A 15,667-nucleotide genomic window follows, 5' to 3' on the forward strand; every position below is an offset into this window, starting at 1 on the left:
AATTCTCATCAACCAGCAAACTTTTTCAAACCTGCTTGATGCTGACTTACAAAACAAAATTGATTTAATTTTTAGGAACTACCCTATGTCCAAAGATAATCCTAAACCGACCAACACACGTTCTGCCAATTACGGCTTTTTGATTATGCCCCGCTACGGCTTACTGTGGATTTTCGGAACATTAACCGTTGTCTGCCTCTTGCTTAAAATCTGGTGGCTGTTTGTTATTTCCCTATTACTGACCCTATTAGGCATACACGACATTACCCAAAGACGCCATGCGATTCTGCGCAACTATCCCATCGGCGGACACATCCGTTTTCTGCTGGAAAACTTCCGCCCCGAAATCCGCCAGTATTTCTTGGAAGACGATCAGGAGCAGGTGCCGTTTTCGCGTCAACAGCGTTCGCTGGTTTATCAACGGGCAAAAAATCTCGACAGCACAACGGCTTTCGGCAGCATCAACGATTTGAACAAAACCGGCAGCGAGTGGTTTTTGCACTCGGGCAACAGCCACAAAATCGACAACCACGATTTCCGCGTGCGTGTCGGCAACGAGCGCTGTCTGCAACCTTACGACTTATCCGTATTCAACATTTCCGCCATGAGTTTCGGCGCACTTTCCGCCGCCGCCATCGAAGCGCTCAACTGCGGCGCGAAGATGGGCGGTTTTGCCCACGATACCGGCGAAGGCAGCATCAGCCCTTATCATAAAAAACACGGCGGCGACCTGATTTGGGAGCTGGGTACGGGCTATTTCGGCTGCCGCGACGAGCACGGCAATTTCAATCCTAAAACCTTCGCCGAACGCGCTTCGCTTGAGCAAGTAAAAATGATTGAAATCAAGCTGTCCCAAGGCGCGAAGCCAGGCAAAGGCGGCGTGTTGCCCGCATCTAAAATCACCGAAGAAATCGCACGCACGCGCGACATTCCCATCGGTGTGGATTGTATTTCTCCGGCCAGCCATCCCGCTTTTTCCACACCGCGCGAGTTGGTGAAATTCTGGCAGCAGCTGCGTGAATTGTCCGGCGGCAAGCCCGTAGGCTTCAAACTCTGCATCGGTATGCCGTGGGAGTTTATGGCGATTGTTAAAGCCATGATTGAAGAAGACAACTATCCCGACTTTATCGTGGTGGACGGCGCGGAAGGCGGCACCGGCGCGGCACCCGTTGAGTTTATGGACTCCATCGGTATGCCTTTGGTTGATGCCTTGATTTTCGTGCAAAATACATTGGTCGGCGCCGGCATCCGCGACAAAATCAAAGTCGGCGTGAGCGGCAAGTTGGTGAGCGGTTTCGATATCGCCAAAATGATGAGCTTGGGTGCCGACTGGTGTAACAGCGCGCGCGGCTTCATGTTTGCGGTCGGCTGTATCCAATCGCGTTCCTGCCATACCAATAAATGCCCCACCGGCGTGGCCACGCAAGATCCGTCGCGTCAGAAAGCTTTGGACGTGCCGGACAAATCCCAACGCGTGAAAAACTTCCACGCCAACACTTTGAAAGCCCTCGCCGATATCGTCGGCAGCGCGGGGTTGGATCATCCGCAGCAGCTGAAACCTCACCACATCGTGCGCCGTCAACCCGACGGTTGGATCAAACTGTTGTCAGAGCATTATCAATTCATCCAATCCGGCTCGCTGTTGAGCGGAAACAGCGAACGGCCTATTTTGGAAAGAATGTGGAATTTGGCTGACCCGGACAGTTTCCAAGCAATGGGCATTGCCGACGAAATCATCAAGGGCGAAAATTAATCTGACAAGGCCGTCTGAAAAATTTTCAGACGGCCTTGAAATCAATCTTCCCTACCCCATTTAAACCGAGTTATCGATAACCCAAACAAAAGGAATTCCCTCATGATTAAACTGCACACCAATTTCGGCACCATCAGCTTGGAGCTTAATCACGAAGCTGCGCCGGTTACTTCTGCCAACTTCGAACAATATGTTAAAGACGGTTTTTACGACGGCGTTATTTTTCATCGTGTTATCAAAGGCTTCATGATTCAAGGCGGCGGTATGGATCAGGATATGAACGAAAAAGAAACCCGTGATCCTATCCAAAACGAAGCGCAAAACGGTTTGGCTAACGATAAATACACCATTGCCATGGCCCGCACCCAAGCGCCGCACAGCGCTTCTGCACAATTCTTCATCAACACCAAAGACAACACTTTCCTAAACCACACCGAACCAAGTCTGCACGGTTGGGGCTATGCCGTATTCGGTAAAGTTGTTGACGGTTTTGATGTAGTTGATGCCATCGAAGATGTAAAAACCACCCGCCACGGCTATCACTCAGATGTCCCCGTCGATGCTGTTGTGATTACCAAAGCGGAAATCGTGTAAATTCCCATTCATTATCAAAAGGCCGTCTGAAATTTTCAGACGGCCTTTTTAATAGCAAAAAAGTTATTTTATTTGCAATCCTTTCAAAAAACACAAGCCATTCGGCTTTAACGCTTTTTCAGCAGCACGCCGCTTTCGATATGGTGTGTAAACGGAAATTGGTCAAATAAAGCCATACGGCAGATTTCATGCGTTTGTGCCAACATATCCAAGTTAGAACGCAAAGTTTCCGGATTGCAGGAAATGTAAATCACATTATCAAACTGTGCTACCAATTTCAGCGTTTCATCATCCACACCCGCTCTCGGCGGATCGACAAAAATGGTGGAAAAGCGATAATCCGCCAACACCACGCCCTGTTCCTGCAAACGGCGGAATTCACGGTTTCCGGTATAAGCTTCGGTAAACTCTTCAGCCGACAAACGCACAATAGCCACATTGTTGCTGCTGTTTGCTTCAATATTCCATAATGCCGCATTGACCGAAGTTTTAGATACCTCCGTTGCCAAAACACGGTCGAAACGCGTAGCTAAAGGCAGAGTAAAATTTCCGTTGCCGCAATAGAGTTCCAACATATCGCCGCCCAAACCTTCGGCACAATCGCAGGCCCATGCCAACATTTTTTCGCATACGCGTGCATTCGGTTGGGTAAAACTGCCTTCGATTTGGCGGTAAACAAACTGTTGATTACCGACAGCCAGCTTTTCCGTCACAAAATCACGGCTTAATACCAACTTCTGCCCACGGCTGCGCCCGATAATGACGATATCCAATTCGGTTTGCAACTGCTCTGCAGCAGCCTGCCATTCTTCATCCAACTTTTTGTGGTAGATCATACTAACCAGCATTTCACCACTCAAAGTCGATAAAAATTCCACAGCATACCAGCGGTTTTTCAAAACAGGCTTGCCGTCAACCGCCGCAATCAGTTTCGGCATCAACGCATTAATCGCAACGTAAGCAGGTGCAAATTGATCGCAGCGGATCAGCGACGCCCCGCCCGCTTTTTTACCAGGCTCGAACATCGCATAAAAAATTTCATCGCCCTCATGCCAAATACGGAATTCCGCGCGCATACGGTAATGCTCTTCCGGCGACTCGAACACCTCCAATTCAGGCGTGGTCAAACCTTGAAACAGATTGCGGATATAGGCTTTTTTATCATCCAATTGCTTTCGGTAAGCCGGGCTGCTCATGCGTTGCTCCATAAAATCAAACAGGCCGGATTATACAGGATTCATTCATAAGGCCGTCTGAAAATTTTACTGCCAACTTGTTGTAAGCTAAATCGTTATTGCTTTAAACCATGCTGCTTGCCGGCTTGATATACACGGAAAACACGGCCCGATTCACGCTTTTTAACGCTTCGGTTATAATGCCGTCTGAAAAACCATAGGGAAACATCATGCAAATCGAAGTCGAATTAAAAGTATTAAACAGCAAAATGGCCGGGCAGCTGCCTGCCTATGCTACCCCTGGCTCAGCAGGCTTGGATCTGCGCGCCTGCTTGGATGAGGCTGTAACGCTTCAACCCGGCGAAACTTTCTTAATTCCCACAGGCTTGGCTGTTTATTTAGGCAATCCCGCCTACGCCGCCGTATTGCTCCCCCGCTCCGGTCTGGGGCATAAGCACGGCATCGTATTGGGTAATCTGGTCGGCCTGATTGATTCGGATTATCAAGGCGAATTGAAAGTATCGGTTTGGAACCGCAGCCAAACTGCTTTTACCATCGAACCGATGGAGCGCATTGCCCAAATGGTTATCGTTCCCGTTGCTCAAGCCGCATTCAAAATCGTTAATGAATTTGCCGCCAGCGAACGCGGCGAAGGAGGCTTCGGCAGCACCGGAAAAGCCTGATCACTGCCCTAACACATGCTGTATTAAATCATTTGGCAGTCTCAGCCTATATGTTTGTAACAATGCCTATTCGCTATGGCAATCCGATAGCAGGTTGGCTCCTAAAAATATATTTTCGGTTTCAATCCAACATAATGGAACTTTCAAGAATATGTCTTGTCTTAGCCATCAACAAAAGATTCAGGCCGTCTGAAACTTTTCAGACGGCCTTTATAGCATCCTAGATATGATAATTAAAATCATTAAGATTTATGTATAAGGATTATTAAATGAAATTTAATTTTATACCTCAAATCGGTATGCTGGCCTGTGCGTCGGCTTTGATGTTTTCTCCGTTGGCCGCCAGTGCAAAGCCTGTCGAAATCACCGATACGGCAGGGCGTAAGGTGAAGCTTGATTTGCCGGCCAAGCGCATCGTGCTGGGTTTTTATTATCAAGACTATATGGCTGTGGGCGGCAAGAATGCTTTGGATAATGTGGTGGGTTTTTCCAAGGCGGTGTGGTCTGATTGGGCGCCTCCGAGCTGGGCGGCATTCAGTAAGGCTGTGCCTAAGTTGAAACAGCTGGCCGATGTGGGCGAAGTGGAAGTGGGTACTTTTTCGGTGGAGAAAGTGCTGTCGCTGAAGCCGGATTTGCTGATTTTGGCCGACTGGCAATATCAAGGCTTGGGTTCGGATTTAGACAAAATCAAGAAGGCGGGCATTCCGATTGTGGTAATTGACTACAACGCCCAATCGGTTGCCAAGCATATCAAATCAACGGAAATCATCGGCACGATTACAGGGCAGCAGGCGAAAGCGAAAAAGCTGGCGGCCGACTATAAAGCTATTGCCGACAATATTCAGGCAAGAGTGAAAAAAGCCAATCTGCCCAAGCCGAAAGTGTATGTAGAGTTTGGCAACAAAGGCCCGGCCGAACACAGCTTTACGTTTGGCAAGGCTATGTGGGGGCCGATGATTACTTTGGTCGGGGGGAACAATATTTCTGCTTCGGCGGTGGATTTTTATGCGCCTATCAATCCTGAAAAGGTATTGGCGGCCAAGCCCGACGTCATTGTGATTACCGGACGGGAAACCGAACTGAACAAAAACAAAGATGCGTTTGTGTTGGGTTGGAATATTCCGAAAGCCGAAGCGGAACGCCGTTTGAAAGGTTTTGAAAAACGCGCGGGCTGGGCCAGCCTTCCGGCAGTCAAAAACAACCGGGTATACGGTGCTTACCATGCCAATTCGAGAACGCTTTCAGACGGCGCTTCCCTTCAGTTTATGGCCAAAGCGGTTTACCCGCAGCTTTTTGCCGATTTGAATCCGGACAAGACCTATATGGATTTCTACCGCAATAATCTGCCGGTAGTGCCGACCGGGACGTTTTATCTTTATCCCAAAGCAAAATAAGGCCGTCTGAAAAACGACAGTTTCAAACCGAACGGTTTGCCTCCCCTTCCCGTGCGCCTGCGGGTGCATGAGGGAGGGGGTAAATTTATCTTCAAACAACAATATACATAAACGGTTTTCATCATGACCGGAGAAATACCTTCTACAAATCCTTCCCGTGCCGATGCCGGTACGGTTGCCGATATTGTGAGAAACCAGCGTGCCTTGGAGCGCAGGCGCTGGTTGGCGATATTGGCTTTTTTAACCGTCGGCCTTATCGGGTTGGTTCTCGATATTGCCACGGGGCCTTCCATGCTGCCGGTCGGCGAAGTGGTCAAATCTTTGCTGAATATGGAAAGCGCGGACGAAATGAGTAAAGTCATTGTGTACGACCTGCGCCTGCCGATAGCATTGATGGCATTAGTCGTGGGGGCGGCATTGGGTGTCGGTGGTGCAGAAATCCAAACCCTGCTCAACAATCCGATGGCCAGCCCTTATACCTTGGGCTTGGCCGCTGCAGCTGGCTTGGGCGCATCGCTGGTCATCGCTTTCGGCAGTTTCGGCCTGCCTTCGTCGGTGGCCGTGCCGATAGGTGCTTTTGCGATGACTATGTTGGCGGCAACGATATTGTTTCTGTTTGCGTCTATGCGCCGTTTCAATTCCGCCATGTTGGTGTTGGTCGGGATTGCTTTGCTGTTTTTATTCCAGTCGGTGCTTTCGCTGATCCAATACATCGCGGCGCCGGAGATTTCGCAGCAAATCCTGTTTTGGCTGTTTGGCAGTCTGACGAAGGCGACTTGGGAAAACCTTGGCGTAACGGTGTTGGTTACGGCGGTATGTGTGGCTTTGCTTGCCAAAGATGTGTGGAAGCTGACCGCTTTGCGTTTGGGCGAAGAGCGGGCGGCCAGTTTGGGCATCAACCTGCAACGCCTGCGTATCCAAACTTTGGTGCTGGTTGCGGTGATGACGGCAACCGCCATCAGTTTTGTGGGCATCATCGGTTTTATCGGCTTGGTGGCGCCTCATGTGGCACGGCTGTTGTTGGGCGAAGACCAACGGTTTTTCCTGCCCGGTGCCATGTTGGTCGGAGCGGCGTTTTTGTCGATTGCGTCCGTGCTGTCGAAAGTCATTATTCCCGGAGCGCTGTTTCCGGTCGGCATTGTTACTTCTTTTGTAGGTGTGCCGTTTTTCTTTTGGATTGTATTAACGAAACGATAGGCCGTCTGAATATGAACAAATTGTTTTTGAAACCTTTATTGGCGGGTTTGCTGCTGTGCGCTTCTTTTGCCGCACAGGCGCAAGTGCAGACCATTACCGATGTGCGCGGGCGCGAAGTGAAAGTCGATGTGCCGGCCAAGCGCGTGGTTTTGGGTTTTTATTACCCTGATTATATTGCTGTAACGGGTGCGGAAAATTTCGCCAACGTAGTCGGTATTTCCCGTGAATTTTGGGAGAAGTTCAATCCCGGAAGTTGGGCGCTGTACAGCAGTAAGATGCCGGAATTGAAAAACATCGGCGATATAGGCAATGTGAGCACCGGCACGTTTTCTTTTGAAAAAACGCTGGCATTGAAACCCGATGTAGTGGTGTTGGCCGACTGGCAATATGAAGCGCTTGCCAATGAAATTCCCCGTTTCGAGCAGGCGGGCATTCCCGTGGTTGTGGTGGACTTTAATGCGCAAACCGTTGAAAAACACGTGGAAAGCGCAAAAGTTTTCGGTGCGATTGCCGATACGCCGGAGCGTGCGCAACGTGTGGCCGGCGAGTATGCGGCGGGAATCGCCGACATTCGGCGCAGAATCAGCGAAGCCGGGCAGCCCAAGCCGAAGATTTATATAGAATTCGGCGACAAAGGCCCGAAAGAACACAGCTACACTTTCGGAAAAAATATGTGGGGCGCGATTGCCGATATTGCCGGGGGCGATAATGTGAGCGCGCCGTTTGTGAAAGACTGGGGGCCGATCAACCCCGAACAGCTTTTGGTGGCCAAACCCGAAGTGGTGGTGATTTCCGGCACGGAAGTAGGCTTGGGGCAGCCGGATGCCATGGCTATGGGTATCGGCATCAAAGCGGAAGATGCTTTGCAGAGGCTTGCCGGCTTTACCCGGCGTGCCGGATGGGGAGACTTTCCCGCTGTGCAAAACCGGCGCGTGTACGGCATTTACCATACCGCCTCACGTTCCCTCTCCGACTTGGCATCCGCGCAATTCATCGCTAAAACACTCTATCCGGAAGCGTTTGCCGACATCCGCCCCGAGCAAACCTATCTGGATTTCCACCGTAAATATCTGCCGGTAACGCCGGAAGGCACATTTTTCGTCCGCTTGGGTTGTGCAACGCCCGACAGTTGTGCGGATGAGGGCGGCAAAGGAGCCGGCGGCGCGGAGCCGGCGGATTCTTCTGCAAACAAACCGCAATCATTTTTTGCCCGCATCAAAGCGTGGTTTCTCGGATTGTTTTAAAGGCCGTCTGAAATGCTGCAACTGGAAAATCTGACCATTAGGCGCGGCAGTCTTACCGTAGCCGACCATATCAGCCTGAATTTGGAACAGGGCAAAGTTTATACCGTGCTGGGCCCCAACGGCGCGGGTAAATCGTCGCTCATCAAAACCGTGTTCGGCGATATACCTTACAGCGGAAGTATCCGTTATAAAAACGATACTTTAAGCAAAGCCCACGTACTCAATTGGCGCAAGCGCATCGGCTATATGCCGCAGGACACAGCCGTAGAAGCCTCGCTGACGGCTTTGGAAGTCGTTTTGCTCGGGCGCATGGACGCCCTGCATATGCACATCGGCGACGATTTGCTCGCCGAAGCCGCCGCCATGATGCAGCAGCTCGGCATTGCCCATTTGGCCCACCGCGACGTGATGCTGCTCAGCGGCGGCCAACGGCAGCTGGTGATGTTTGCCCAAGTATTGATGCGCAATCCGGAAATCCTGATGCTTGACGAGCCGGTCAGCGCGCTGGATATGCACCACCAGCTCAACCTGCTCGAACACGTATGCGACCACACGCGCAACAAGGGCTTGGTTACATTGATGGTTTTACACGATTTGAGTTTGGCCGCCCAGTTTTCAGACGGCCTGATCTTATTGGGCGAAGGCAAAGTGCAAGGACAAGGCGGGCCGGCCGACGTTTTGCGGGCGGATATCCTCAGCCGCCTTTACCGCGTTGATGTCGAACTGCTTTACGACAGCCGGGGCGCTCCGGTTATCCGGCCGATGCGGAAGGCCGTCTGAAAAGCCTTTACGCCAACCGGATTCTGAATTGCCCCGACAAACATCCCGAAAACATCCCGAAAGGATTCACCATGAAAAAATACCTCTTTCTCTTACTCTTTGCCGCCGGCAGCGCATTTGCCGCCAATCATGAAGTCAAGATGCTGGATAACGGCGCAGACGGCAGCATGGTGTTCGAGCCGGGCTTCTTAAAAGTACAGCCCGGCGATACCGTAACCTTCAAACCCACCAATAAAGGACATTGGGTGCAAAGCAAAGCCCTTCCCAAAGGAGCGAAAGAATTTTTATCCGCCGAGGATAAAGAATTTACCGTCAAACTTGATAAAGAAGGCGTATATGTCTATACCTGCCCGCCCCACCGCACCATGAACATGAACGGCATCATCCAAGTGGGCAAAGCCGCCAACAAAGCCGAGGCGCAGGCCATGGTAGACGAAATGGAACGGCGCTCCATGCAAAACAAAGGCCGTCTGAAAAAATATATGCAGCAAGTAAAATAAACCCGTACCGCACGGCAACCGCCGTGCCGCACACCCTCCGATACTTTTTAGCCGGGGTCGTCTGAATATATGCTCGTTATTACCACCTGCCGCAGCTATCCCCAACCGCCTGAGAGCCTTCTCAAACTCATACCCGAGCTGCGCGGACGCGGCGTATCCGCCCATTTCGACTGCTGGCAAAACCGGCCCGACAGTCCGTTTTTACTGCCTTTGTGCGCATGGGACTATGCCGCCGAGCCACAGCGGTTCCGCCGATGGCTGCAACAGGCGCAAAGCTCGGGCAGCCGGTTTGTCAATCCGCCGGAGCTGATGCTTTGGAACATGAACAAACATTATTTGTGCGACTTGGCCGCCGCCGGCGCAGACGTTATCCCGACCGAAACCGCCGCGCCGGATGCCGGAGCCGTAACCCGCATCATGCAGCGGCACGGCTGGCATGAAGCCGTATTGAAACCCGCCGTCGGCCAAAGCGGCAAATATGTGGTCAGAATCCGCAGCAGCAGCGAAATCAGAGACTGGCTGCCCTACCGCGAAGGCGTGATCGTACAGCCGTTTATTGCCGACATTGAAACGGCGGGCGAAACCGCTTTAATCTTTTTCAACGGCCGCTTCAGCCACGCAGTGCACCGCCGACCGCCTGCGGGCGAATGGCGCGCCAACTCCGCCTACGGCGTCCTCATCCTGCCTGCCGAACCGCCGCCGTTTGCCGTAACCGCCGCCGCCCGCGTATTGGCAAGCCTGCCCCAAATGCCGGTTTACGCACGGGTGGACGGTACATTGCTGCCCGAACGCTTCCTGTTGAACGAATTAGAACTCATCGAACCTGCCCTGTATCTCGACACCCGCCCCGAAGCCGTAGCGCATTTTGCCGATGTACTTGCCGCCGTATGCCTGAATGCCGGCACGGCCTGAACCGCGCAAGAACTTAGGATAAAGCAAAGGCCGTCTGAAAATTTCAGACGGCCTACTTCATTTACCAATCTAATTATCAGGCAACCATATCCATACGGAAATGCAGTTTGCCGTCTTCTTCAGTACGGCGCACCGGCCAACGGTATACCCCGCTCAGCCTTTCCGCCGTCATCACTTCTTCCGGCGTACCGGCAGCGACCAACCTGCCTTGATCCAAGAGCACGATATAATCGGCATAATGCGCGGCCATATTTAAATCATGCAGTACCATCACCGCGCTAAATGACTGTTTGTTCTGCTTCAAATACTGCATCAATCCGTGCTGGTGGCGGATATCCAAATGATTGCACGGCTCGTCCAACAACAACACCGGTGCCTGCTGCAGCAAAGCGCGCACCAAATTGGCACGCTGCTGTTCACCGCCCGACAAACTGCCGATACGCTGTTCCGCCAAATGGCTCAAATCGAATGCTGCCAGTAAAGGCTCTACTTCGGGAATATGTTGCGACGACGGCATATCAAACCAACCGCCGTGCGGATAGCGTCCCAACAACACATAATCGCGAACCGTTAGCGGCAGCGTATATTGTCCGTGCTGCCCCACCCAAGCAAGGCTGCCTGCTTTTAAAGCTTCCGCAATCGGCATGCCTTGCAAGCGTATATCGCCGCCCCATGCGCCCAACAATCCGCGCAACAGCGTAGACTTTCCGGCACCGTTCGGACCGATCACCGCCGTATGGCAGCCTTTAGGCAGATCCAGTTGCGGCACGTCCAAAATCAGACGGCCTTTTTTGTTCAACACTACCCTACGTACGGAAAACAAGGTATCAGCCTGCATCATAACGACCGCTCACGCAAAGGTTTCAGAAAAATCCAAAGGAAAAACGGCCCGCCGAGCAAAGCAATCACTATACCGACCGGCACATCGACCGGATAGGTTACCCAACGCGAAGCGCTGTCGACCACCACCAAAAACACCGCCCCCAACCAGGCCGAAATCAGCATAATACCGCGACGTCCGCCGCCGATACTGCGTGCCACGGCATTCGGCACCATCATGCCCAAAAAGCCGATCACACCGGCTTGGGAAACCGCCGCACCGGTAAGCAATGCTGCACCGATTACGGTCAACAAACGGGTTTGTGATGGTGAAACGCCCATAGTTACCGCTGTTTCATGCCCCAACATCAAAATATCCAAACGGCGGCCGACGGAAAGCAGCAACAGCAATCCGGCCAACATTACCGCTACTGCATATTGCGGAGAAGCAAAACCGGCTTCGGCCAAACTGCCGGCCAACCAAATGGTGGCGCTACGCAAAACCAAATCATCGGACAAAAACAGAATCAAGCTCACAAACGCGCCGCTGAATGCGCTGATCACAAAACCCAGAATCAACAAACCCAACGTGCCGCCGCCGAGCAATCTGTGTGCCGACAAAATCAGCAGACACACTGCCAACGCACCGAGAAAAGCGGCCAAAGGAATACTGATACCGCCCCAACCCAATGCCAAAATCAGCACTACACCCAATGCCGCACCGCCCGAGGTACCGATCAAACTCGGATCGGCCAACGGATTATCAAACAAAGCCTGCAAAGCCGCGCCGGCCGCCGACAACGATGCGCCGACAATCAGTGCCACCGCCAAACGGGGCAGGCGGATATTCAGCGTAATTTCGTCCAATTCATGCGGCCACTGCCAACCGCCCAATCCGATACCCAGGCAAAACCACACGACAACGACACTGGATACCGCCGCAAACAGCCAAGCCAGAATCTTTTTGGTACTCAGGCCGTCTGAATATTCAGGCTGTGCGACATCAACCGCATGATTCATACCGACACACTCCGCACTTACTTAGCCAAACCGTTCAAACGCTGTACCACTTGCGGCGTATCCAAGCCGTAGCGGAAAATATCGTTGGCCGGCCAAAAGTGGATATTGCGCTTTTTAGCAGCAGGAGAAGCAGCCAGTTCGGGGCGTTTCAACATGCCGTCCACATGACCGACATCTTTGCTGTGATGCTCGGAAACAATCACCACATCCGGTTTCGCAGCCGCCCATGCTTCACGGGTCAGCGGCTTCAGGCCTTCGATACCTGCTGCGGCATTCACACCTCCGGCACGGCGGATTAATTCATCGGCTGCCGTATTGCGTCCGGCAACGATACGGCCGTCATAAGTAATCAGATAACGTTTGCCGGTCGAAGGCATAGGCTTCATACGGGCCTGCCAGTCTTTGGCCAACGCTTCCGCTTTTGCCGTTTTGCCCAACAGCTTGCCGATTTCCCGAATACTCTTCGGATAATCGTTCAAATCGTCTTTCGGCGCGACGTTAACCGCACGGATACCGATACTGTTCAGGCTGGAATAAATGCTTTGCGGCTGTGCCATCCACGAACCGATAGCCACATCAGGCTTCTGCGCCGCAATTGTTTCCATGCTCAACTGCCGGAACACGCCGATACTCGGTTTGTTTTTCAAAGCAGGATTGGTTGTGGTCAAATCACGCGCCACCACTTCTTCCTCCGCACCCAAAGCCACCACCACATCGGCGACATCCGGTGTCAAAGTAACGATACGTTGCGCAAAAGCAGCGGGCAATACAGCCAGTAAAACCGGCAACAATAATAAAGAATGTTTATGCTGTTTCATTTTTCAGACGGCCTCATCCGTTTAATAAATCATCAGTAATCTGCTGCCAAACCGCCAATTCGCTTTGACCTTCCTTGCGACGGCCGAAAAATTGGACAACGGTTTTACGGCGCGAATCAAATCCTTCCAAACAGGTGACGAAGCCGCCTTCCACCGGCCGGCGCACCACCCATGTTTCTTCAATGCCATCATCTTTCAAATGCATACTGAATTTCTCGGTTTCACTGTCGAGAATATTCAGGTAACCGCGTGCACGAACCACTTTGTGTACCGCACCTGTCTGAATCTGCACCACCCCGCGGTTGCCGATAAAAATCATCATCTCCATGCCGCTGTCGCGCACTTTTTCCAATACTTTTTCCCAAACGCCGTTATCCAGACGCTTGGCCGCGCCTTGCGGCGCATGACGGTAAGCCGCCTGCCTGTCCAAACCGAACGAAGCGATCATATCGCCGAAATCGTGTACGTCTTTCAAAGCCGACCACGCTTGTCGGAATGCTTCCGTCTTATCGGCAGGCAAATCGTTAGGAACGGCAACGGGCGGCTTTTCGGCCGTCTTAAACTCAGGCGCACCTTCGCGGCGGAATTCAGCCAGCAAGGCCTCCCACGTATCGAGTTTGCTCTCGTCGCGCATAAACACTTTCTGAACGGCCACGCCAAATTCGTCATAAAACTGAATCGAGCGCGACATTTTGCCGTGCGACATGCCGGTTACCGCAATTGCATGATGCCAGTGCTTGGTAAAAATCCGCAGATCCAAACCGCCGACATTAACCGCAATACCGCCTTTGTCCGACCACTTCACATTTTCATACACGCCCTGCTTTTCGTGCACCGCCAAGCTGTTACGCACAATGCCTTCGACTGCACCCAGCGTGTGCAGCTTCAACACCAGCTCGCCGATACGCGTACCCAAATATACCGCATCGGGCGAAGCCGCCATCAAACAGCCTTCGCTGACACCCAAAGCCTCTGCGCCTTCACGCGGGAAATACGGCCCTTTTGCCGCTTCTTTCGCCGCTTGATACTGCTGCCACAACGGATTCATACCTGCTCCTGTCACCGTTTACAGGCCGTCTGAACATTCAGACGGCCTGTAAAACATTAAAATTTTAATTAACTATACAAATCGAAGCCTGCGCCGGCATATGCCTCACAGTCTCCACTTTTACCTATCGCAATAAAACGGCAAATTAAAACGGCTTGTTCACGCCGTCTCCGCATACCGCCCGATTTCCAACATCTTCAACAACACTATGATAAAAAATGGAATTTGCCTATCCGAAACCTTCCGATCCGCAACCTGCAAACACACATTTCCTTTAATACATATGATAAGAGTTATCATATACAAATTTTCAATTTAAAACAATTGTTATCAAATAGAATGATAATTTTTTCAATAAAACAGGCCGTCTGAAAATTTCAGACGGCCTCAAAACCGGCTTGCCTGCCCGACGCTTTATTACCCATTCCGGCAAGTAAAGCCGAATCCGTACACGGTTATGCGGTTTACTCCCTTTCTACCGCCAATGCCAATCCCATACCGCCGCCGACACATAATGCCGCCACGCCTTTACGCTTATTGCTGCGGCGCATCTCGTGCAGCAACGTCACCAAAATACGGCAGCCCGAAGCACCGATAGGATGACCTATGGCAATCGCACCGCCGTTGACATTGATTTTTTCAGACGGCAATCCTGCCTGCTGCATGACACCCAACGCTTGGGCGGCAAACGCTTCATTGGCTTCAAACAAATCGACATCGCCAACTGTCCAACCGGCTTTCTGCAAAGTCTTGCCGATGGCCGCCACCGGCCCCAAACCCATCATTTCAGGCTCGATACCGGTGGCCGCATAGGCGCGGATAAAGGCCAGCGGCTTTAATCCGAGCGCTTCGGCTTTTTCCAAACTCATCACCATTACCGCTGCCGCACCGTCGTTCAAACCCGAAGCATTGCCTGCCGTTACCGTTCCGTCTTTTTTAAATGCGGGACGCAAGGCCGCCAGTTTCTCCGCCGAAGCATCGGCTTTAATGTATTCGTCTTGATCAAACCACACCGCTTCGCCCCGACGCTGCGGCACGGCAACGGCAGTGATTTCCTCGGCAAATTTGCCGCTGCTTCGGGCTTGCACCGCTTTTTGTTGCGACTGCAAGGCAAAAATGTCTTGTGCTTCCCGGGAAATATGCAGACGCTCTGCGATATTTTCCGCCGTAATACCCATATGGTATTGATGGTACACATCGGTCAGGCCGTCTGAAACCATGCTGTCGGTCAAGCCGGCATCGCCCATTTTGATACCGCTGCGCATACGGACAAAGTGCGGACTTTGCGACATCGACTCCTGCCCGCCGGCAATCACGATTTCCGCATCGCCGCAGGCCACGGCCTGGGCAGCCATCTGCACTGCTTTCAAACCGGAACCGCATACCACATTCACCGTTGTTGCCGGAATTTCCACCGGCAATCCGGCCAACATCGCAGCCTGACGGGCAGGATTCTGACCGACACCGGCCGTCAGCACATGGCCCATCACCACTTCGTCCACTTCATCTGCCGCTACGCCTGTCTGCAACAGCAAATCCCGAATCACCGCCGCACCCAATTCCGGCGCACGCAAAGCAGACAAACCGCCCATAAAACTGCCGACCGCCGTTCTTTTGGCGGCAACAATCACCACATCGCGTATCATGTTATCTTCCTCCCGGCCAAAGGCCGTCTGAAAATATCGGCACAAACGCTACGGTTATGCCGTTTTTTTTTCAGACGGCCTCAC

15 protein-coding genes are annotated in these 15,667 nt (G+C 52.1%); 9 read left to right on the top strand and 6 right to left on the bottom strand.

Annotated features, from left to right (window positions below; genetic code table 11):
* The first annotated feature begins 85 nt into the window (after positions 1–85).
* Complete coding sequence (locus tag EL309_RS01070; protein WP_004284120.1) at positions 86–1,753, top strand: FMN-binding glutamate synthase family protein; 1,668 nt, start codon at positions 86–88, stop codon at positions 1,751–1,753.
* 102 nt (positions 1,754–1,855) lie between these two features.
* Positions 1,856–2,347, top strand: a complete 492-nt coding sequence (locus EL309_RS01075; RefSeq protein WP_004284121.1) for a peptidylprolyl isomerase — start codon at positions 1,856–1,858, stop codon at positions 2,345–2,347.
* Positions 2,348–2,454: 107 nt separating this feature from the next.
* Here EL309_RS01075 and trmA read toward each other — a convergent pair whose 3' ends face one another.
* A complete protein-coding gene (gene trmA / locus EL309_RS01080) occupies positions 2,455–3,555 on the bottom strand; it encodes a tRNA (uridine(54)-C5)-methyltransferase TrmA (protein ID WP_004284122.1) in 1,101 nt (366 codons plus the stop codon).
* Between the two features lie 197 nt (positions 3,556–3,752).
* Between trmA and dut the strand changes: the two genes are divergently transcribed.
* The 7 genes from dut (at position 3,753) to EL309_RS01115 (ending at position 10,232) form a co-directional block, all read left to right on the top strand.
* The gene (gene dut / locus EL309_RS01085) at positions 3,753–4,205 is read left to right on the top strand and encodes a dUTP diphosphatase (RefSeq protein WP_004285445.1); all 453 of its coding nucleotides are present in this window, start codon (positions 3,753–3,755) and stop codon (positions 4,203–4,205) included.
* Between the two features lie 269 nt (positions 4,206–4,474).
* Positions 4,475–5,599: an ABC transporter substrate-binding protein gene (locus EL309_RS01090; protein WP_004284127.1), complete on the top strand. Its 1,125-nt coding sequence runs from the start codon at positions 4,475–4,477 to the stop codon at positions 5,597–5,599.
* Positions 5,600–5,722: 123 nt separating this feature from the next.
* Positions 5,723–6,796: a FecCD family ABC transporter permease gene (locus tag EL309_RS01095; protein ID WP_004284129.1), complete on the top strand. Its 1,074-nt coding sequence runs from the start codon at positions 5,723–5,725 to the stop codon at positions 6,794–6,796.
* Positions 6,797–6,807: 11 nt separating this feature from the next.
* Entirely contained in the window at positions 6,808–8,040 is a 1,233-nt protein-coding gene (locus tag EL309_RS01100) for an ABC transporter substrate-binding protein (protein WP_004284130.1), read from the top strand.
* A gap of 12 nt (positions 8,041–8,052) precedes the next feature.
* Positions 8,053–8,820 (top strand): ABC transporter ATP-binding protein, encoded by a 768-nt coding sequence (locus EL309_RS01105; protein ID WP_004284131.1) that lies wholly within the window; start codon positions 8,053–8,055, stop codon positions 8,818–8,820.
* Positions 8,821–8,891: 71 nt separating this feature from the next.
* The gene (locus EL309_RS01110; protein ID WP_004284132.1) at positions 8,892–9,320 is read left to right on the top strand and encodes a pseudoazurin; all 429 of its coding nucleotides are present in this window, start codon (positions 8,892–8,894) and stop codon (positions 9,318–9,320) included.
* A 69-nt stretch (positions 9,321–9,389) separates the two neighbouring features.
* Positions 9,390–10,232 (top strand): ATP-grasp domain-containing protein, encoded by an 843-nt coding sequence (locus EL309_RS01115; RefSeq protein ID WP_004284133.1) that lies wholly within the window; start codon positions 9,390–9,392, stop codon positions 10,230–10,232.
* Positions 10,233–10,308: 76 nt separating this feature from the next.
* Here the strand turns inward: EL309_RS01115 and EL309_RS01120 are convergent, their stop codons facing one another.
* The 5 genes from EL309_RS01120 to EL309_RS01140 form a co-directional block, all read right to left on the bottom strand.
* On the bottom strand, positions 10,309–11,073 hold the full coding sequence (locus tag EL309_RS01120) for an ABC transporter ATP-binding protein (protein WP_004284134.1): 765 nt from the start codon (positions 11,071–11,073) through the stop codon (positions 10,309–10,311).
* The gene (locus EL309_RS01125) at positions 11,070–12,071 is read right to left on the bottom strand and encodes a FecCD family ABC transporter permease (RefSeq protein WP_004284135.1); all 1,002 of its coding nucleotides are present in this window, start codon (positions 12,069–12,071) and stop codon (positions 11,070–11,072) included. The genes EL309_RS01120 and EL309_RS01125 overlap by 4 nt, the downstream gene beginning before the upstream one ends.
* Positions 12,072–12,088: 17 nt before the next feature.
* Positions 12,089–12,889: a heme/hemin ABC transporter substrate-binding protein gene (locus tag EL309_RS01130; protein WP_004284136.1), complete on the bottom strand. Its 801-nt coding sequence runs from the start codon at positions 12,887–12,889 to the stop codon at positions 12,089–12,091.
* Between the two features lie 13 nt (positions 12,890–12,902).
* The gene (locus tag EL309_RS01135; protein WP_004284137.1) at positions 12,903–13,937 is read right to left on the bottom strand and encodes a hemin-degrading factor; all 1,035 of its coding nucleotides are present in this window, start codon (positions 13,935–13,937) and stop codon (positions 12,903–12,905) included.
* Between the two features lie 464 nt (positions 13,938–14,401).
* Entirely contained in the window at positions 14,402–15,583 is a 1,182-nt protein-coding gene (locus tag EL309_RS01140) for an acetyl-CoA C-acetyltransferase (RefSeq protein ID WP_004284139.1), read from the bottom strand.
* Positions 15,584–15,667: the final 84 nt, after the last annotated feature.

Source organism: Neisseria weaveri (assembly GCF_900638685.1).
Classification (GTDB): domain Bacteria; phylum Pseudomonadota; class Gammaproteobacteria; order Burkholderiales; family Neisseriaceae; genus Neisseria; species Neisseria weaveri.